The sequence below is a fragment of the Pseudomonas sp. LBUM1643 genome (assembly GCF_059716215.1).
On the sequence record NZ_CP166813.1, the window covers coordinates 6,293,753 to 6,308,202 of the forward strand.

General features: G+C 60.4%; 14 protein-coding genes. 12 read left to right on the forward strand and 2 right to left on the reverse strand.

All coding sequences use genetic code 11. The annotated features are described in order from the left end of the window. Nucleotides 1–7: 7 nt before the first annotated feature. Nucleotides 8–730: a ribonuclease PH gene (rph, locus tag ACA063_RS28525; RefSeq protein ID WP_162436654.1), complete on the reverse strand. Its 723-nt coding sequence runs from the start codon at nucleotides 728–730 to the stop codon at nucleotides 8–10. Nucleotides 731–990: 260 nt separating this feature from the next. On the opposite strand from rph, the gene ACA063_RS28530 reads away from it, so the two are divergent. The 6 genes from ACA063_RS28530 to ACA063_RS28555 all read left to right on the forward strand — a co-directional run bounded on the left by ACA063_RS28530 (nucleotide 991) and on the right by ACA063_RS28555 (nucleotide 6,282). Then, nucleotides 991–1,854, forward strand: a complete 864-nt coding sequence (locus ACA063_RS28530) for a YicC/YloC family endoribonuclease (RefSeq protein WP_194690921.1) — start codon at nucleotides 991–993, stop codon at nucleotides 1,852–1,854. 12 nt (nucleotides 1,855–1,866) lie between these two features. Next, on the forward strand, nucleotides 1,867–2,487 hold the full coding sequence (gene gmk / locus ACA063_RS28535) for a guanylate kinase (RefSeq protein WP_497664206.1): 621 nt from the start codon (nucleotides 1,867–1,869) through the stop codon (nucleotides 2,485–2,487). Between the two features lie 167 nt (nucleotides 2,488–2,654). Next, nucleotides 2,655–2,918: a DNA-directed RNA polymerase subunit omega gene (gene rpoZ / locus ACA063_RS28540; protein ID WP_007894670.1), complete on the forward strand. Its 264-nt coding sequence runs from the start codon at nucleotides 2,655–2,657 to the stop codon at nucleotides 2,916–2,918. A 57-nt stretch (nucleotides 2,919–2,975) separates the two neighbouring features. Further along, nucleotides 2,976–5,081: a bifunctional GTP diphosphokinase/guanosine-3',5'-bis pyrophosphate 3'-pyrophosphohydrolase gene (gene spoT, locus ACA063_RS28545; protein WP_497664207.1), complete on the forward strand. Its 2,106-nt coding sequence runs from the start codon at nucleotides 2,976–2,978 to the stop codon at nucleotides 5,079–5,081. Nucleotides 5,082–5,105: 24 nt separating this feature from the next. Further along, nucleotides 5,106–5,486: a RidA family protein gene (locus ACA063_RS28550; RefSeq protein WP_025130815.1), complete on the forward strand. Its 381-nt coding sequence runs from the start codon at nucleotides 5,106–5,108 to the stop codon at nucleotides 5,484–5,486. A gap of 55 nt (nucleotides 5,487–5,541) precedes the next feature. After that, complete coding sequence (locus ACA063_RS28555; RefSeq protein ID WP_497664208.1) at nucleotides 5,542–6,282, forward strand: hypothetical protein; 741 nt, start codon at nucleotides 5,542–5,544, stop codon at nucleotides 6,280–6,282. 139 nt (nucleotides 6,283–6,421) lie between these two features. Here ACA063_RS28555 and ACA063_RS28560 read toward each other — a convergent pair whose 3' ends face one another. Continuing rightward, the gene (locus ACA063_RS28560; protein ID WP_497664209.1) at nucleotides 6,422–7,279 is read right to left on the reverse strand and encodes an SDR family oxidoreductase; all 858 of its coding nucleotides are present in this window, start codon (nucleotides 7,277–7,279) and stop codon (nucleotides 6,422–6,424) included. A 189-nt stretch (nucleotides 7,280–7,468) separates the two neighbouring features. Here ACA063_RS28560 and exbB point away from each other — a divergent pair, with 189 nt between their 5' ends. The 6 genes from exbB (at nucleotide 7,469) to ACA063_RS28590 (ending at nucleotide 14,419) form a co-directional block, all read left to right on the forward strand. Then, the gene (gene exbB / locus ACA063_RS28565; RefSeq protein ID WP_497664210.1) at nucleotides 7,469–8,443 is read left to right on the forward strand and encodes a tonB-system energizer ExbB; all 975 of its coding nucleotides are present in this window, start codon (nucleotides 7,469–7,471) and stop codon (nucleotides 8,441–8,443) included. Nucleotides 8,444–8,449: 6 nt separating this feature from the next. After that, nucleotides 8,450–8,878, forward strand: a complete 429-nt coding sequence (exbD, locus tag ACA063_RS28570; RefSeq protein ID WP_419113980.1) for a TonB system transport protein ExbD — start codon at nucleotides 8,450–8,452, stop codon at nucleotides 8,876–8,878. After that, on the forward strand, nucleotides 8,875–9,624 hold the full coding sequence (locus ACA063_RS28575) for a TonB family protein (RefSeq protein ID WP_162436646.1): 750 nt from the start codon (nucleotides 8,875–8,877) through the stop codon (nucleotides 9,622–9,624). The genes exbD and ACA063_RS28575 overlap by 4 nt, the downstream gene beginning before the upstream one ends. A 301-nt stretch (nucleotides 9,625–9,925) precedes the next feature. After that, nucleotides 9,926–10,855, forward strand: a complete 930-nt coding sequence (locus tag ACA063_RS28580; protein WP_162436645.1) for a hydrogen peroxide-inducible genes activator — start codon at nucleotides 9,926–9,928, stop codon at nucleotides 10,853–10,855. A gap of 9 nt (nucleotides 10,856–10,864) precedes the next feature. Further along, complete coding sequence (gene recG, locus ACA063_RS28585; RefSeq protein WP_497664211.1) at nucleotides 10,865–12,940, forward strand: ATP-dependent DNA helicase RecG; 2,076 nt, start codon at nucleotides 10,865–10,867, stop codon at nucleotides 12,938–12,940. 78 nt (nucleotides 12,941–13,018) lie between these two features. Next, entirely contained in the window at nucleotides 13,019–14,419 is a 1,401-nt protein-coding gene (locus ACA063_RS28590) for an aminoacyl-tRNA deacylase and HDOD domain-containing protein (RefSeq protein WP_497664212.1), read from the forward strand. Nucleotides 14,420–14,450: the final 31 nt, after the last annotated feature.

Consider the following 14,450-nt stretch of genomic DNA (forward strand, 5'->3'; position numbering starts at 1 on the left):
ATTGCGATCAGTCGGCCAGTGCAGCCTTTTGTAGTTCGAAGATTTCGTTCATGCCCTTCTTCGCCAACTCAAGCATGGCGTTCAGCTCTTCAGGCTGGAACGGCGAGCCTTCGGCAGTGCCCTGAACCTCAATGAACCCGCCAGTGCTTGTCATCACCACGTTCAGGTCGGTTTCGGCAGCCGAGTCTTCCGGGTAGTCGAGGTCGAGCACAGGTTCGCCCTGATACATGCCAACGGAGACAGCAGCGATCATTTGCTTGAGCGGGTCGCCGCCTTTGAGGCCGCCGCGCTTTTTGATCACTTTCAAGGCATCAACCAGCGCAACCATGGCACCGGTGATGGACGCGGTGCGGGTTCCGCCGTCAGCCTGGATCACGTCGCAGTCGACGTAGAGGGTAACGTCGCCCAGCTTGGACATGTCCAGCGAAGCGCGCAGGGAACGACCGATCAGGCGCTGGATTTCCAGCGTACGCCCGCCTTGTTTGCCACGGCTCGCTTCACGCTGGTTACGCTCACCGGTCGCGCGCGGCAGCATGCCGTATTCGGCAGTCAACCAACCCTGGCCCTGACCTTTGAGGAAACGCGGCACGCCGTTTTCGACACTGACGGTGCAGATGACTTTGGTATCACCGAACTCGACCAGTACAGATCCCTCGGCGTGTTTGGTGTAGTTGCGGGTAATGCGGATCGAGCGGAGCTGATCGGCAGCGCGACCACTTGGACGTTTCATAGGGAATACCTGTACGGAGGACGGAAAACTGCCGAGCATTATAGAGCCGCACGCCCGGACTGGGCACTTCTAAAAAATCCTCCCGACGACTGAGACCGCTAAAAGCCGCTTTACCGACGGCCTGCAGCTCTTTGTCACGCCGTGTGTTTGGGCGCATCCGCCCCACTGAGCTACAATCCTGCGCCTTTGCTGCCTCTGGGCTTAAATTCATAGATAGCGGATTTTGGGTAACGCCTGGATCTGCATTGCGAGGTACCTCCATGGTGCACAGCATGACCGCCTTCGCCCGCGTCGAAAAAGCCGGCACCCAGGGCACCCTGAGCTGGGAACTGCGCTCGGTCAACAGCCGCTACCTCGAGCCTCACCTGCGCCTGCCGGAATCCTTTCGAGATCTCGAAGGCGCGGTCCGCGAAGCGCTGCGCCAGGGCTTGTCCCGGGGTAAGCTCGAATGCACCCTGCGCTTCACCGAAGAAAACACTGACAAGGCCCTGCAAGTCGACCGCGCACGTGCCGCCCAATTGGTCGCCGCCGCCGAGACGATCGCCAGCCTGATCAAAAACCCGGCGGCACTGAACCCGCTGGAAGTCCTGGCCTGGCCGGGTGTACTGGTGGGCGACGCGTCCGACCCACAGGCCTTGAATGCCGAAGCGCTGGCGCTGTTCAACGAGGGCCTGAAAGAACTCAAAGCCGGCCGCGAACGCGAAGGTGCAGAGCTGGCCCGATTGATCAACGATCGCCTGACCTCAATCGAAACAGACGTGGTCACTTTGCGTGAACTGGTTCCGCAGATGCTCGCGACCCAGCGCCAGAAAGTCCTCGACCGTTTTGCCGACATGAAGGCCGAGATGGACCCTCAGCGTCTGGAGCAGGAAATGGTCATGCTCGCCCAAAAGAGCGACGTTGCCGAAGAACTGGATCGCCTGAGCACGCACATCATTGAAGTTCGCCGGGTGCTCAAATCCGGCGGTGCTGCTGGTCGGCGCCTGGACTTCCTGATGCAGGAGCTCAACCGCGAAGCCAACACATTAGGCTCCAAAGCTTTCGATCCGCGCAGCACCCAAGCGGCGGTCAACCTCAAAGTGTTGATCGAGCAGATGCGCGAACAAGTGCAGAATATTGAGTAAGGCAAACCCGACATGACCCACAGCACCGGCACCCTGTACATCATTTCCGCGCCTTCTGGCGCGGGCAAGAGCAGCCTGGTCAAAGCCCTGACCGACGCTGATCCGGAGATCCGCGTCTCCGTCTCACACACGACACGCGCCATGCGCCCCGGCGAATCGAACGGCGTGAATTATCACTTCGTCGAACGCAGCGAGTTCGTGAAGATGATCGAACATGGGGATTTCCTGGAGCGCGCCGAAGTGTTCGGCAACCTCTATGGCACCTCGCAAAGTCATCTGCAGCAGACCCTGGATGAGGGCCACGACCTGATTCTGGAAATCGACTGGCAGGGCGCCGAACAGGTGCGCAAACTGATGCCCCAGGCCCGCTCGATCTTCATTTTACCGCCGTCTTTGCAGGCCCTGCACCAGCGCCTGACCCATCGCGGCCAGGACAGCGACGAGATCATTGATGGCCGCATGCGTGAAGCCGTCAGCGAGATGAGCCACTATGTCGACTACGACTACTTGATCATCAACGACAATTTCGCCCATGCGCTGGCCGATTTGCAGGCGATTTTCCGCGCAAATCAGCTCCAGCAGAAACGCCAGCAGCAACGTAACGGCAAATTGCTGGCTGAATTACTGGGTTGAACAGCTCTTCCCAAAACAGCTGCAAGGGCTTTACATTGGCACTTGCAGCGCGTTGAAGAGCTTGATCAAAAAATCAGCGCTTCCCTAAACGCTGGTGATTTTTTAAACTGTTGAGTCCGCTCGCCCAACCGGGCAGCGCGCATATTGCATTCGCTCCGAGGAATACCATGGCCCGCGTAACCGTTGAAGACTGCCTGAACCACGTGGAAAACCGCTTTGAGCTGGTCATGCTGTCCACCAAGCGTGCCCGTCAACTGGCCACCGGCGGCAAAGAGCCACTGGTCCAGTGGGAAAACGACAAGCCTACCGTTGTAGCCCTGCGTGAAATCGCTGAAGGCCTGATGAGCTACGAGTTCATCGCCAACGCTGAAATCGTCGAAGACGAACCGCTGTTCGCAGCGTTCGAGGACGAGTCCAACGAGGCCGTCTAAGCCTATGCCTGGTCGACGTAGCACGGCGCGGGGTCACAGCGAACGGCAGGAGTCATCATGCCGAGCATAGACGCCCTCGCCGATCGCTTATCGACCTACCTCGGCAAGGACCAGGTGAACCTGGTCCGCCGAGCGTATTTCTACGCCGAACAAGCCCACGACGGCCAGCGCCGCCGCAGTGGTGAGGCGTACGTTACGCACCCACTCGCGGTTGCGAATATTCTTGCCGACATGCATATGGACCATCAGAGCCTGATGGCGGCCATGCTGCATGACGTGATCGAAGACACCGGTATTGCCAAGGAAGCGCTTCAAGCGCAATTCGGCGAAACCGTGGCCGAACTGGTCGATGGGGTCAGCAAACTGACCCAGATGAACTTCGAGACCAAGGCCGAAGCCCAGGCTGAAAACTTTCAGAAAATGGCGATGGCCATGGCGCGCGATATTCGCGTGATCCTGGTGAAACTCGCCGACCGCCTGCACAACATGCGCACCCTGGAAGTCCTGTCCGGCGAAAAACGCCGCCGGATTGCGAAAGAAACCCTCGAGATCTATGCCCCCATCGCCAACCGCCTGGGCATGCACGCCATCCGAATAGAGTTCGAAGACCTGGGTTTCAAAGCGATGCACCCGATGCGTTCCGCGCGGATCTACCAGGCCGTCAAGCGCGCCCGGGGCAACCGCAAGGAAATCGTCAACAAGATCGAAGAGTCCTTGAGCCACTGCCTGGCCATCGACGAGATTCAGGGCGAAGTCAGCGGTCGCCAGAAACACCTCTACGGCATCTACAAGAAAATGCGCGGCAAGCGTCGGGCCTTCAATGAGATCATGGACGTCTATGCGTTCCGGATCATCGTCGACAAGGTCGATACCTGCTATCGCGTGCTAGGCGCTGTGCATAATTTGTACAAACCGTTGCCAGGGCGATTCAAGGATTACATCGCGATCCCCAAGGCCAACGGCTATCAGTCGCTGCACACCACGCTGTTCGGCATGCACGGTGTTCCGATCGAGATTCAGATCCGTACCCGTGAAATGGAAGAGATGGCCAACAACGGCATCGCGGCTCATTGGCTGTACAAATCCAGCGGTGACGAGCAGCCAAAAGGCACTCACGCTCGCGCCCGTCAGTGGGTCAAAGGCGTGCTGGAGATGCAGCAACGGGCCGGCAACTCGCTGGAATTCATCGAAAGCGTCAAGATCGACCTGTTCCCGGACGAAGTCTACGTATTCACGCCAAAAGGCCGGATCATGGAGCTGCCAAAAGGCTCCACGGCGGTCGACTTCGCGTACGCGGTGCACACCGACGTCGGCAACAGCTGTATTGCCTGTCGGATCAACCGTCGCCTCGCGCCGCTGTCCGAACCGCTGCAAAGCGGCTCCACGGTCGAGATCGTCAGTGCCCCTGGCGCACGACCGAATCCGGCATGGCTCAACTTCGTGGTCACCGGCAAGGCCCGTACCCACATTCGTCACGCGCTGAAACTGCAACGTCGCTCAGAATCCATCAGCCTGGGCGAACGCCTGCTGAACAAGGTCCTCAACGGCTTCGACAGTTCGCTGGAAAAAATTCCGGGCGAGCGCGTCAAGGCGATGATGGCCGAGTACCGCCTCGAACTGATCGAAGACCTTCTCGAAGACATCGGCCTGGGCAACCGGATGGCCTACGTGGTCGCGCGCCGCTTGCTCGGCGAAGGCGAACAGCTACCAAGTGCGGAAGGCCCACTGGCCATTCGCGGCACCGAAGGGCTGGTGCTCAGCTACGCCAAGTGCTGCACACCGATCCCGGGCGACCCGATTGTCGGTCACCTGTCCGCGGGCAAGGGTATGGTTGTGCACCTGGACAACTGCCGCAACATCAGCGAAATCCGCCACAACCCGGAAAAATGCATCCAGCTCTCCTGGGCCAAGGATGTCACCGGCGAATTCAACGTCGAGCTGCGCGTCGAGCTGGAACACCAGCGGGGCCTGATTGCTCTGCTCGCCAGCAGCGTCAACGCGGCCGATGGCAATATTGAAAAAATCAGCATGGACGAACGCGACGGTCGTATCAGCGTGGTCCAACTGGTGGTCAGCGTGCACGACCGCGTGCATCTGGCCCGTGTGATCAAGAAACTGCGTGCGTTAACCGGGGTGATTCGCATCACCCGCATGCGCGCATAGCCCACCCATTACAAGGAGTCATTCATGACCAAGACTGTTATCACCAGCGACAAGGCCCCGGCCGCCATCGGCACTTACTCCCAGGCGATCAAGGCTGGCAACACCGTCTACATGTCCGGTCAAATCCCTCTGGACCCAAAAACCATGGAACTGGTGGAAGGCTTCGAGGCCCAGACCGTTCAGGTATTCGAGAACCTGAAGTCCGTGGCTGAAGCAGCCGGCGGTTCCTTCAAGGACATCGTCAAACTGAACATCTTTCTCACCGACCTGAGCCACTTCGCCAAGGTCAACGAGATCATGGGCAAGTACTTTGAACAGCCTTACCCTGCTCGCGCCGCCATCGGTGTGGCCGCCCTGCCAAAGGGTTCGCAGGTTGAAATGGATGCCATTCTGGTCATCGAGTAATGCGTCCGGCGCAGCCCCAAGGGTTGCGCCGTCTTCGTTCTGAAAGGATTTCACAATGCGCCACGCGCTAGCTTTTTCGCTGGTCGCCCTACTCTTGGGCGGATGTGCCAGCAACCCTGCCGACCGTGACGTCAGCGGCACCTGGATCAATCAGGTGGCAATCGACGCTGCCTCCAAAGGCACTCCCCTGCGTGAAGCGCTCCAGGCTTATGGCCCGAACCTGGAATGGGACGTCAATACCAAGGCCCTGCAGGCACGCTACACCAACGGTTTCGAAAACGTCGAAGGCAAGCTGCTGGGCGAAGAGTCCGGCGCCTGGAAAGTCGACTTTTATGGCAGCTCTGCCAGCGAGCTCAAGCGTGATGGCAACCAAATGACCCAGGCCGCCAGCGACAATGAGCCCGAGCAGGTTTTCGACCGCGCAGTGATCCCTGTGCCGGAAGGCGCACCGATGGGCGCCAGCTTCGAACGCGCACTGTATTCGGCCTATATGGGCGGTAGCTGGAAAGTGCTCAGCGGCCCCGGTGAAGGCAATACCGTACAGTTCCAGGCCGATGGCCAGGTGGCCGGCCTGCCCGGCGCTGATCGCTACGCTTTGTGCCTGGCCGGCGATTGCGCCTCGATGAGTGGCGGCAACGACAATATGTGGCTGCAACTGAACGGCCAGGGCAATACCTGGATTTTTGCGCGCAAGGGCAAGGAGCTGGAGATTTTGCAGGCCGCCAATACCGCGCAGGCAGACGAAATGCCGCAGTTCACGCCGGGCGATCGCAAATGGTTGCTGGAAAAGCAGTAACCCGGGTCTAACTGCAAAGCAGGTCCCCATGTGGGAGCGAGCCTGCTCGCGATGGCGGAACAACTCAACGAAGATGTTGAATGTTTGGGCCTCATCGCGAGCAGGCTCGCTCCCACAGTTGTTTCAGGGTGTAAAGGGATTAGCTGCGGCCTTCAAGAATAGCGGCGTAACCTTCGCGATAACTTGGGTACTTCGGCTCCCACCCAAGGGATTTCGCCCGCGCATTACTGCACTGCTTACTGCCAGTGCGACGCACGCTCTCCTCCTCACTCCACTCAGTCACACCCAGATACTCACGCAACCAGCCCACCACTTCCGCCAGCGGTGCAGGCGCATCGTCGACGCCAATGTAAACATCATCCAGCGCCACACCACGGCTCTGCGCGTCCAGCAAATACGCCAGCAACCCCGCCGCATCATCAGCGTGAATCCGATTGCCATACAACGGCGGATCGACTGCCACACGATAACCGCGACGAACCTGAGTCAGCAGCCATTCGCGGCCCGGACCGTAAATGCCGGTCAGACGAACGACGCTGGCGGGGATACCGCTCTGCAGCGCTACTTGCTCTGCTTCCAGCATCAATCGACCTGAATAGCCAGTCGCAATAGTCGGCGAAGTCTCGTCGACCCACTCACCGTCCTGCTGTCCATACACACTGCTGCTGGAAACAAACAGCAGCCGATCAGGCACCTGCCCATAGTCGCTCAGCCACTCCAGCACATGCTGCAAACCCTGCACATAAGCAGCGCGGTAACCGGCTTCATCGTGATCGGTGGCCGCCGCGCAATACACCAGGTAATCCACGGCACCGACCGGCCAGGTTTCAGGGCAGTCTTCATTGAACAAGTCGCCGGCAATACCGATTACACCGTCCGGCAAACGTGAAACGTCCCGACGCAGGCCATGAACCTGCCACCCTTTTGCCAGTAGTTGCTTGGCCAAACGGCTGCCGACATCGCCGCAACCGGCAATCAAAACAGAAGGCGCGGACATCAGAAAACTCCTCTCGCAAAGGCACAGACTAGCGTCGACAAAGGACGAGCGGCTAGCAATGAAGGAAAAAAAGATACTCTATTACTTTTGTTAACAAGAATTACTTGCAATAATGCCCGCCACTTTTGTTCTCGGCCTTGCGAGGCCTGGAAGAACATTTACCGTCTTTTTCTCTCAGGTCCGGCCAGCATGACACGCAATCAATCCCCCGCTTCGCCAACCAAACGACCTCGCGCCTGGAGCGCTGTGGCTGCCCTGCTGCTCAGCTTGATGCTGGCGCCGACCGCCGCACTCGCCGACGCACAGGCACCTGCCACACCGGCCGCTGCTGAAGCTCCAGCACCAGCTGATCACGCTATGCCTGCAGTGACGCCGGTTGCAACGGACCCGGCCCAGGCAGTCGACACCAACGCCGAAGACGTGCCGGAAGTACTCGAAGCCGACAACACCCTGGGCATGGCCCATGACCTGTCGCCTTGGGGCATGTATCAGAACGCCGACATCATCGTGAAAATCGTGATGATCGGTTTGGCCATCGCGTCGATCATCACCTGGACGATCTGGATCGCCAAGGGCTTTGAGCTGATGGGCGCCAAGCGTCGTCTGCGCACTGAAATCGTCCACCTGAAAAAAGCCACCACCCTTAAAGAAGCCAGCGCAACGGCAACCAAGCCAGGCACCCTCGCCAACCTGCTGGTACACGACGCCCTGGAAGAGATGCGCCTCTCGGTCAACAGCCGCGAAAAAGAAGGCATCAAGGAACGCGTTGCCTTCCGCCTTGAGCGTCTGGTTGCAGCCTGCGGTCGCAACATGAGCAGCGGCACCGGCGTTCTCGCAACGATCGGTTCCACCGCGCCGTTCGTGGGTCTGTTCGGTACCGTGTGGGGCATCATGAACAGCTTCATCGGCATCGCCAAAACCCAGACCACCAACCTGGCTGTCGTGGCACCCGGCATCGCCGAAGCTCTACTGGCAACTGCGCTGGGTCTGGTGGCCGCGATCCCGGCCGTTGTGATCTACAACGTCTTTGCCCGCTCCATCGCCGGTTACAAGGCGCAAGTGTCCGATGCCTCGGCCGAAGTCCTGCTGCTGGTCAGCCGTGACCTCGATCACCTGCCGACCACCGAGCGCTCCGCGCAACCCCACGTGGCCAAAGTAGGGTAATCAGCCATGGGCTTGCATTTAAAAGAAGGCGCAGACGACGATCTCGCCGAGAACCACGAAATCAACGTCACGCCGTTCATCGACGTGATGCTGGTACTGTTGATCATCTTCATGGTGGCCGCTCCGTTGGCAACCGTGGACATCAAGGTGGACCTGCCGGCCTCGAGCGCCAAGCCGGCGCCGCGGCCAGAAAAGCCGGTGTTCCTCAGCGTAAAAGCTGATCAGCGTCTGTTCCTTGGTGAAGACGAAGTGAAAGCCGAATCACTCGGCGCCACGCTGGACGCCAAGACCCAAGGCAAGAAAGACACGACGATCTTCTTCCAGGCCGATAAAGGCGTGGACTACGGCGACCTGATGAGCGTGATGGATGCGCTGCGTGCTGCCGGTTACCTGAAGGTTGGCCTGGTCGGACTCGAGACGGCAGCCAAAAAATGATCACGACGCGCCATAAGCTGACGCGTTACAGCGGGAGCCTGGCCGTGGTGCTGGGCGTCCACGCGCTGGCCATTGCGCTGGCGCTGAACTGGACCGCGCGCCCACCGATCGAGTTGCCACCGCAGGCAATGATGGTCGAGTTGGCGCCCGTTCCAGCCCCGCCACCACCGGCACCGCCGAAGGTGATAACGCCGCCACAGCCACCTGCACCGGTGGAAGAACTGCCGTTGCCGAAACTCGCTGAAGCGCCGAAACCCACGATCTCCGTACCGAAACCGGTCAAACCCAAGCCAAAGCCTCAACCGCCCAAGCCTGTGGAGAAAAAACCGGAGCCGCCGAAAGAGAAGCCGTCGGAAGAGAAGCCAAGCGACGCGCAACCGACCCAGGCACCGACGGATAAATCCGCTCAACCGGCACCCGGCCCATCGCCCGCGCAACAAGCGGCGAAAGCCAGCTGGCAAGGCACCCTGCTCGCTCACTTGGCCAAGTACAAAAAGTACCCGGCCAGTGCGCAGGCACGGGGCAAGGAAGGCATGAACCGTCTGCGCTTCGTGGTCGATGCTGAAGGCAACGTGCTGTCGTTCGAACTCGTAGGTGGTTCCGGCAATGCCGACCTGGACCGAGCGACCATGGAAATGATCCGCCGCGCCCAGCCGCTGCCCAAGCCACCGGCCGACATGCTGAACAACGGCTCCATCGAAATCGTTGCACCGTTTGTTTACTCGTTGGAGAAACGCCGGCGTTAAACATTGCCCCTTGTAGCAGCTGGCGCAGCCTGCGTTCGGCTACGAAGTAGTCGTCAAACCTGCAAATGCGGTTTAGCTGAAAAACCGTGACGCTTGATATCACGACTGCTTCGCAACCTAACGCAGGCTGCGCCAGCTGCTACAGGGGATGCGCAAGCCATAAAGGCACCGAAAGGTGCCTTTTGCGTATCCGTCACCCTCAAACCGCATTGCCCTGTGTCACTCAACACTCTCAGTCTGATAACGTGCGTCTATCGATTGCAGCCGTTATGCTTGGCTCGCAACTTCATGGACGCTCGCTATGACTCTCACAGAATTACGCTACATCGTTACCCTCGCCCAAGAGCAGCATTTCGGCCATGCGGCCGAGCGTTGCCACGTCAGTCAGCCGACCCTGTCGGTGGGCGTGAAAAAGCTTGAAGACGAACTCGGTGTGCTGATTTTCGAGCGCAGCAAGAGCGCCGTGCGCCTGACGCCGGTCGGCGAAGGCATTGTTGCCCAGGCACAAAAAGTCCTGGAGCAAGCCCAAGGCATCCGTGAACTGGCCCAGGCCGGCAAGAACCAGCTGACCGCCCCGCTTAAAGTCGGCGCGATCTACACCGTCGGTCCTTACCTGTTTCCGCACCTGATCCCACAACTGCACCGGGTCGCCCCGCAGATGCCGTTGTACATCGAAGAAAACTTCACCCACATCCTGCGCGACAAGCTGCGCAACGGCGAGCTCGACGCAATCATCATCGCCTTGCCGTTCAACGAAGCCGACGTGCTGACGTTGCAGCTCTATGACGAGCCGTTCTACGTGCTGATGCCGGCCCAACACTCGTGGACACAAAAAGAGTCCATCGACGCCAGCTTGCTCAACGACAAAAGCCTGCTGCTGCTCGGCGAAGGTCACTGCTTCCGCGATCAGGTGCTGGAAGCCTGCCCGACCCTGGCCAACGGCAAGGACGGCGCCAAGCACACCACGGTGGAATCCAGTTCGCTGGAAACCATTCGCCACATGGTCGCGTCCGGTCTCGGGATTTCGATCCTGCCGCTGTCGGCCGTGGACAGTCATCACTACGCCCCGGGCGTGCTCGAAGTTCGCCCGCTCACGCCGCCAGTACCCTTCCGCACCGTGGCCATCGCCTGGCGCGCCAGCTTTCCGCGTCCGAAGGCCATTGAAATCCTCGCCGACTCGATCCGCCTGTGCTCGGTGGCCAAGCCGCCAGCGCCGGTGGTTGCCGGTTAAGTTGCGGCCATGACCGAGTTGTCGCAAGTGTCGGTGACGGCACTCAAGGGTGTCGGCGAAGCCATGGCCGAGAAGCTGGCCAAGGTCGGCCTGGAGAATCTCCAGGATGTACTGTTCCACCTGCCGTTGCGTTATCAGGACCGCACACGCGTGGTCCCGATTGGTCATTTGCGACCGGGCCAGGATGCCGTGATCGAAGGCACCGTCAGCGGCGCTGACGTGGTCATGGGCCGCCGCCGCAGCCTCGTCGTGCGCCTGCAGGACGGAACCGGCGGGCTCAGCCTGCGCTTCTACCATTTCAGCAACGCCCAGAAAGAAGGCCTTAAACGCGGCACGCGGATTCGCTGCTACGGCGAAGCGCGGCCCGGCGCGTCGGGTCTTGAGATCTATCACCCGGAATATCGCGCCATTACAGGCGACGAACCGCCGCCGGTGGATGAGACCCTTACCCCGGTATACCCGCTTACCGAAGGCCTGACCCAACAGCGCTTGCGTCAGTTGTGCATGCAAACCCTGACGTTGCTCGGCCCCACCAGCCTGCCCGATTGGCTACCCACCGAACTGGCCCGCGACTATCAACTCGCGCCGCTGGCCGATGCGATCCGTTACCTGCATCACCCGCCAGCCGATGCCGATGTCGATGAACTCGCCCTCGGGCATCACTGGGCGCAGCACCGGCTGGCCTTCGAAGAGCTGTTGACGCATCAACTGTCCCAGCAGCGTCTACGAGAAAGCATGCGTTCCTTGCGCGCGCCGGCGATGCCCAAAGCGACAAAACTACCGGCCAAATACCTGGCCAATCTCGGCTTCGCACCGACCGGCGCCCAGCAACGCGTGGGCAACGAAATCGCCTACGACCTCAGTCAGCGCGAGCCCATGCTGCGGCTGATTCAGGGTGACGTCGGTGCGGGCAAAACCGTCGTCGCAGCCCTCGCTGCGTTACAGGCGCTGGAAGCCGGCTATCAAGTCGCGCTAATGGCGCCCACCGAGATCCTCGCCGAGCAACACTTCATCACCTTCAAGCGCTGGCTCGAACCCTTGGGCATCGAAGTCGCCTGGCTGGCGGGCAAACTAAAGGGCAAAAACCGTGTGGCAGCCCTGGAGCAAATCGCCGGTGGCACACCGATGGTGGTGGGTACGCACGCACTGTTTCAGGAAGAAGTGAAGTTCAAGAACCTGGCGCTGGTGATCATCGACGAACAACACCGTTTTGGTGTGCAGCAGCGTCTGGCATTAAGACAGAAAGGTGTCGGTGGGCGAATGTGTCCGCATCAACTGATCATGACCGCGACCCCCATCCCCCGGACGCTGGCCATGAGCGCCTACGCCGACCTCGACACCTCGATCCTCGACGAGCTGCCGCCTGGTCGTACACCGGTAAACACCGTGTTGATCACCGACACCCGACGCGTCGAAGTCATCGAACGCGTGCGCGGTGCCTGCGCCGAAGGTCGTCAGGCCTATTGGGTGTGCACGCTGATCGAGGAGTCTGAGGAGCTCACCTGCCAGGCCGCCGAGACCACTTATGAAGACCTCACTGCCGCCCTTGGTGAACTGAAGGTCGGGCTGATTCATGGCCGCATGAAGCCTGTCGAGAAAGCGGCGGTAATGGCCGAATTCAAAGCCGGCAACCTGCAATTGCTGGTCGCCACCACCGTGATCGAAGTAGGCGTCGACGTACCGAACGCCAGCCTGATGATCATCGAAAACCCCGAACGCCTGGGACTCGCGCAACTCCATCAATTGCGCGGTCGCGTCGGCCGAGGCAGTGCCGCCAGTCATTGCGTGCTGCTCTACCATCCACCGCTGTCACAGATTGGACGTCAGCGCCTGGGCATCATGCGCGAAACCAACGACGGTTTTGTCATCGCCGAAAAGGATCTCGAGCTGCGCGGCCCCGGCGAAATGCTCGGCACCCGTCAGACCGGCCTGCTGCAGTTCAAGGTCGCCGACCTGATGCGCGATGCCGACTTGTTGCCCGCCGTGCGCGACGCCGCCCAGGCTTTGCTCGAACGCTGGCCGGATCATGTCAGCCCGCTGCTCGACCGCTGGCTTCGCCATGGGCAGCAATACGGCCAAGTGTGAGCACCGTCGCAGTTTCCGGACCACCGTGTTAAACATGATGGTTATACTCCTGCAACTGTTCGAGAACGGATCCAACCCATGACTGACGCTGCCCTCGCCCCGGAAACCACGCCTGCTCCGTCTGCCGTTCGGCTGCTGCTGGACAAGGTGGGTATCGCCTACGATGAAGTCGTCGACCACCACGGTTTAAACGCTGCGCGCAAAGTGCAGGCCGTCCTGGTGGACGATGCCGTCGGGTCACTCATGGTGTTGTTCCCGCAGAGCCAATTGCTGGACCTCAATCGCCTCGCCGAACTGACCGGTCGACGCCTCACGGCCGTGTCGACGGAACGTCTTGAGCGCCTGCTCGGCAAACACAATCTGAGCATGCTGCCGGGTTTGCCATCGCTCACCACCGCACCCTGCCTTTACGAAGAGAGCCTGCTGCGTGAGCCCAAGCTGCTGATCAACTCAGACACGCCTGGGGTGTTGCTGGAAGTTACCCGCGAAGACTTCAAGACCCTGCTGACCAAAGCCAGCGCTGCCAACTTTGGTGAAGCGCTGACCAGTATTCGCCCGAACCTCGACCGCCCCGACGATGACCGCGAGGAAATTACCCAGGCCGTCCAGGCATTCACCGCGCGGCGCATTCAGCAACGTCTGGAAGCGACCATCGAAATTCCACCGCTGGCCGCCACCGCGCAGAAAATCATCAAGCTGCGGGTCGATCCCAACGCCACCATCGATGACATCACCGGCGTCGTCGAAACCGACCCGGCCCTGGCCGCACAAGTCGTCAGCTGGGCGGCCTCGCCGTATTACGCCTCGCCGGGCAAGATTCGTTCAGTGGAAGACGCCATCGTCCGGGTGCTGGGTTTCGATCTGGTCATCAACCTGGCGCTGGGCCTGGCCTTGGGCAAAACCCTGAGCCTGCCCAAGGATCGCCCGCAACACACGACGCCTTACTGGCAGCAGTCGATCTACACTGCCGCCGTCATCGAAGGCCTGACCCGCGCCATGCCCCGCGCACAGCGCCCGGAAGCCGGCCTGACCTACCTCGCCGGCCTGCTGCACAACTTTGGCTATCTGCTGCTAGCCCACGTATTCCCGCCACACTTTTCGTTGATCTGCCGCCACCTGGAGGTCAACCCGCACCTGTGCCACAGCTATATCGAACAACACCTGCTGGGTATCAGTCGCGAGCAAATCGGCTCATGGCTGATGCGCTACTGGGACATGCCCGATGAACTGGCCACGGCCCTGCGCTTCCAGCACGACCCGACCTACGACGGCGATTACGCCGAGTACCCAAACCTTGTGTGTCTGGCAGTGCGCCTGCTGCGCAGCCGCGGTATCGGCTCCGGCCCGATCGAAGACATCCCCGACGCTCTGCTTGAACGCCTGGGCCTGAGCCGGGACAAAGCCAACGACATCGTCAGTAAAGTCCTCGAAGCCGAAGTGCTGCTGCGCGAACTGGCTTCGCAGTTCAGCCAGCACTGAAACAACACGCGGGCGGTGGGAACGGCTTGCC

What these genes read in the sequence shown, in the direction of transcription:
- recG (WP_497664211.1), top strand. Translation starts at nt 10,865, where the DNA reads ATGACCGAGTTGTCGCAAGTGTCGGTGACGGCACTCAAGGGTGTCGGC.
- ACA063_RS28580 (WP_162436645.1), top strand. Translation starts at nt 9,926, where the DNA reads ATGACTCTCACAGAATTACGCTACATCGTTACCCTCGCCCAAGAGCAG.
- ACA063_RS28590 (WP_497664212.1), top strand. Translation starts at nt 13,019, where the DNA reads ATGACTGACGCTGCCCTCGCCCCGGAAACCACGCCTGCTCCGTCTGCC.
- rph (WP_162436654.1), bottom strand. Translation starts at nt 730, where the DNA reads ATGAAACGTCCAAGTGGTCGCGCTGCCGATCAGCTCCGCTCGATCCGC.
- gmk (WP_497664206.1), top strand. Translation starts at nt 1,867, where the DNA reads ATGACCCACAGCACCGGCACCCTGTACATCATTTCCGCGCCTTCTGGC.
- ACA063_RS28560 (WP_497664209.1), bottom strand. Translation starts at nt 7,279, where the DNA reads ATGTCCGCGCCTTCTGTTTTGATTGCCGGTTGCGGCGATGTCGGCAGC.
- rpoZ (WP_007894670.1), top strand. Translation starts at nt 2,655, where the DNA reads ATGGCCCGCGTAACCGTTGAAGACTGCCTGAACCACGTGGAAAACCGC.
- ACA063_RS28550 (WP_025130815.1), top strand. Translation starts at nt 5,106, where the DNA reads ATGACCAAGACTGTTATCACCAGCGACAAGGCCCCGGCCGCCATCGGC.
- exbB (WP_497664210.1), top strand. Translation starts at nt 7,469, where the DNA reads ATGACACGCAATCAATCCCCCGCTTCGCCAACCAAACGACCTCGCGCC.
- ACA063_RS28555 (WP_497664208.1), top strand. Translation starts at nt 5,542, where the DNA reads ATGCGCCACGCGCTAGCTTTTTCGCTGGTCGCCCTACTCTTGGGCGGA.
- exbD (WP_419113980.1), top strand. Translation starts at nt 8,450, where the DNA reads ATGGGCTTGCATTTAAAAGAAGGCGCAGACGACGATCTCGCCGAGAAC.
- ACA063_RS28575 (WP_162436646.1), top strand. Translation starts at nt 8,875, where the DNA reads ATGATCACGACGCGCCATAAGCTGACGCGTTACAGCGGGAGCCTGGCC.
- spoT (WP_497664207.1), top strand. Translation starts at nt 2,976, where the DNA reads ATGCCGAGCATAGACGCCCTCGCCGATCGCTTATCGACCTACCTCGGC.
- ACA063_RS28530 (WP_194690921.1), top strand. Translation starts at nt 991, where the DNA reads ATGGTGCACAGCATGACCGCCTTCGCCCGCGTCGAAAAAGCCGGCACC.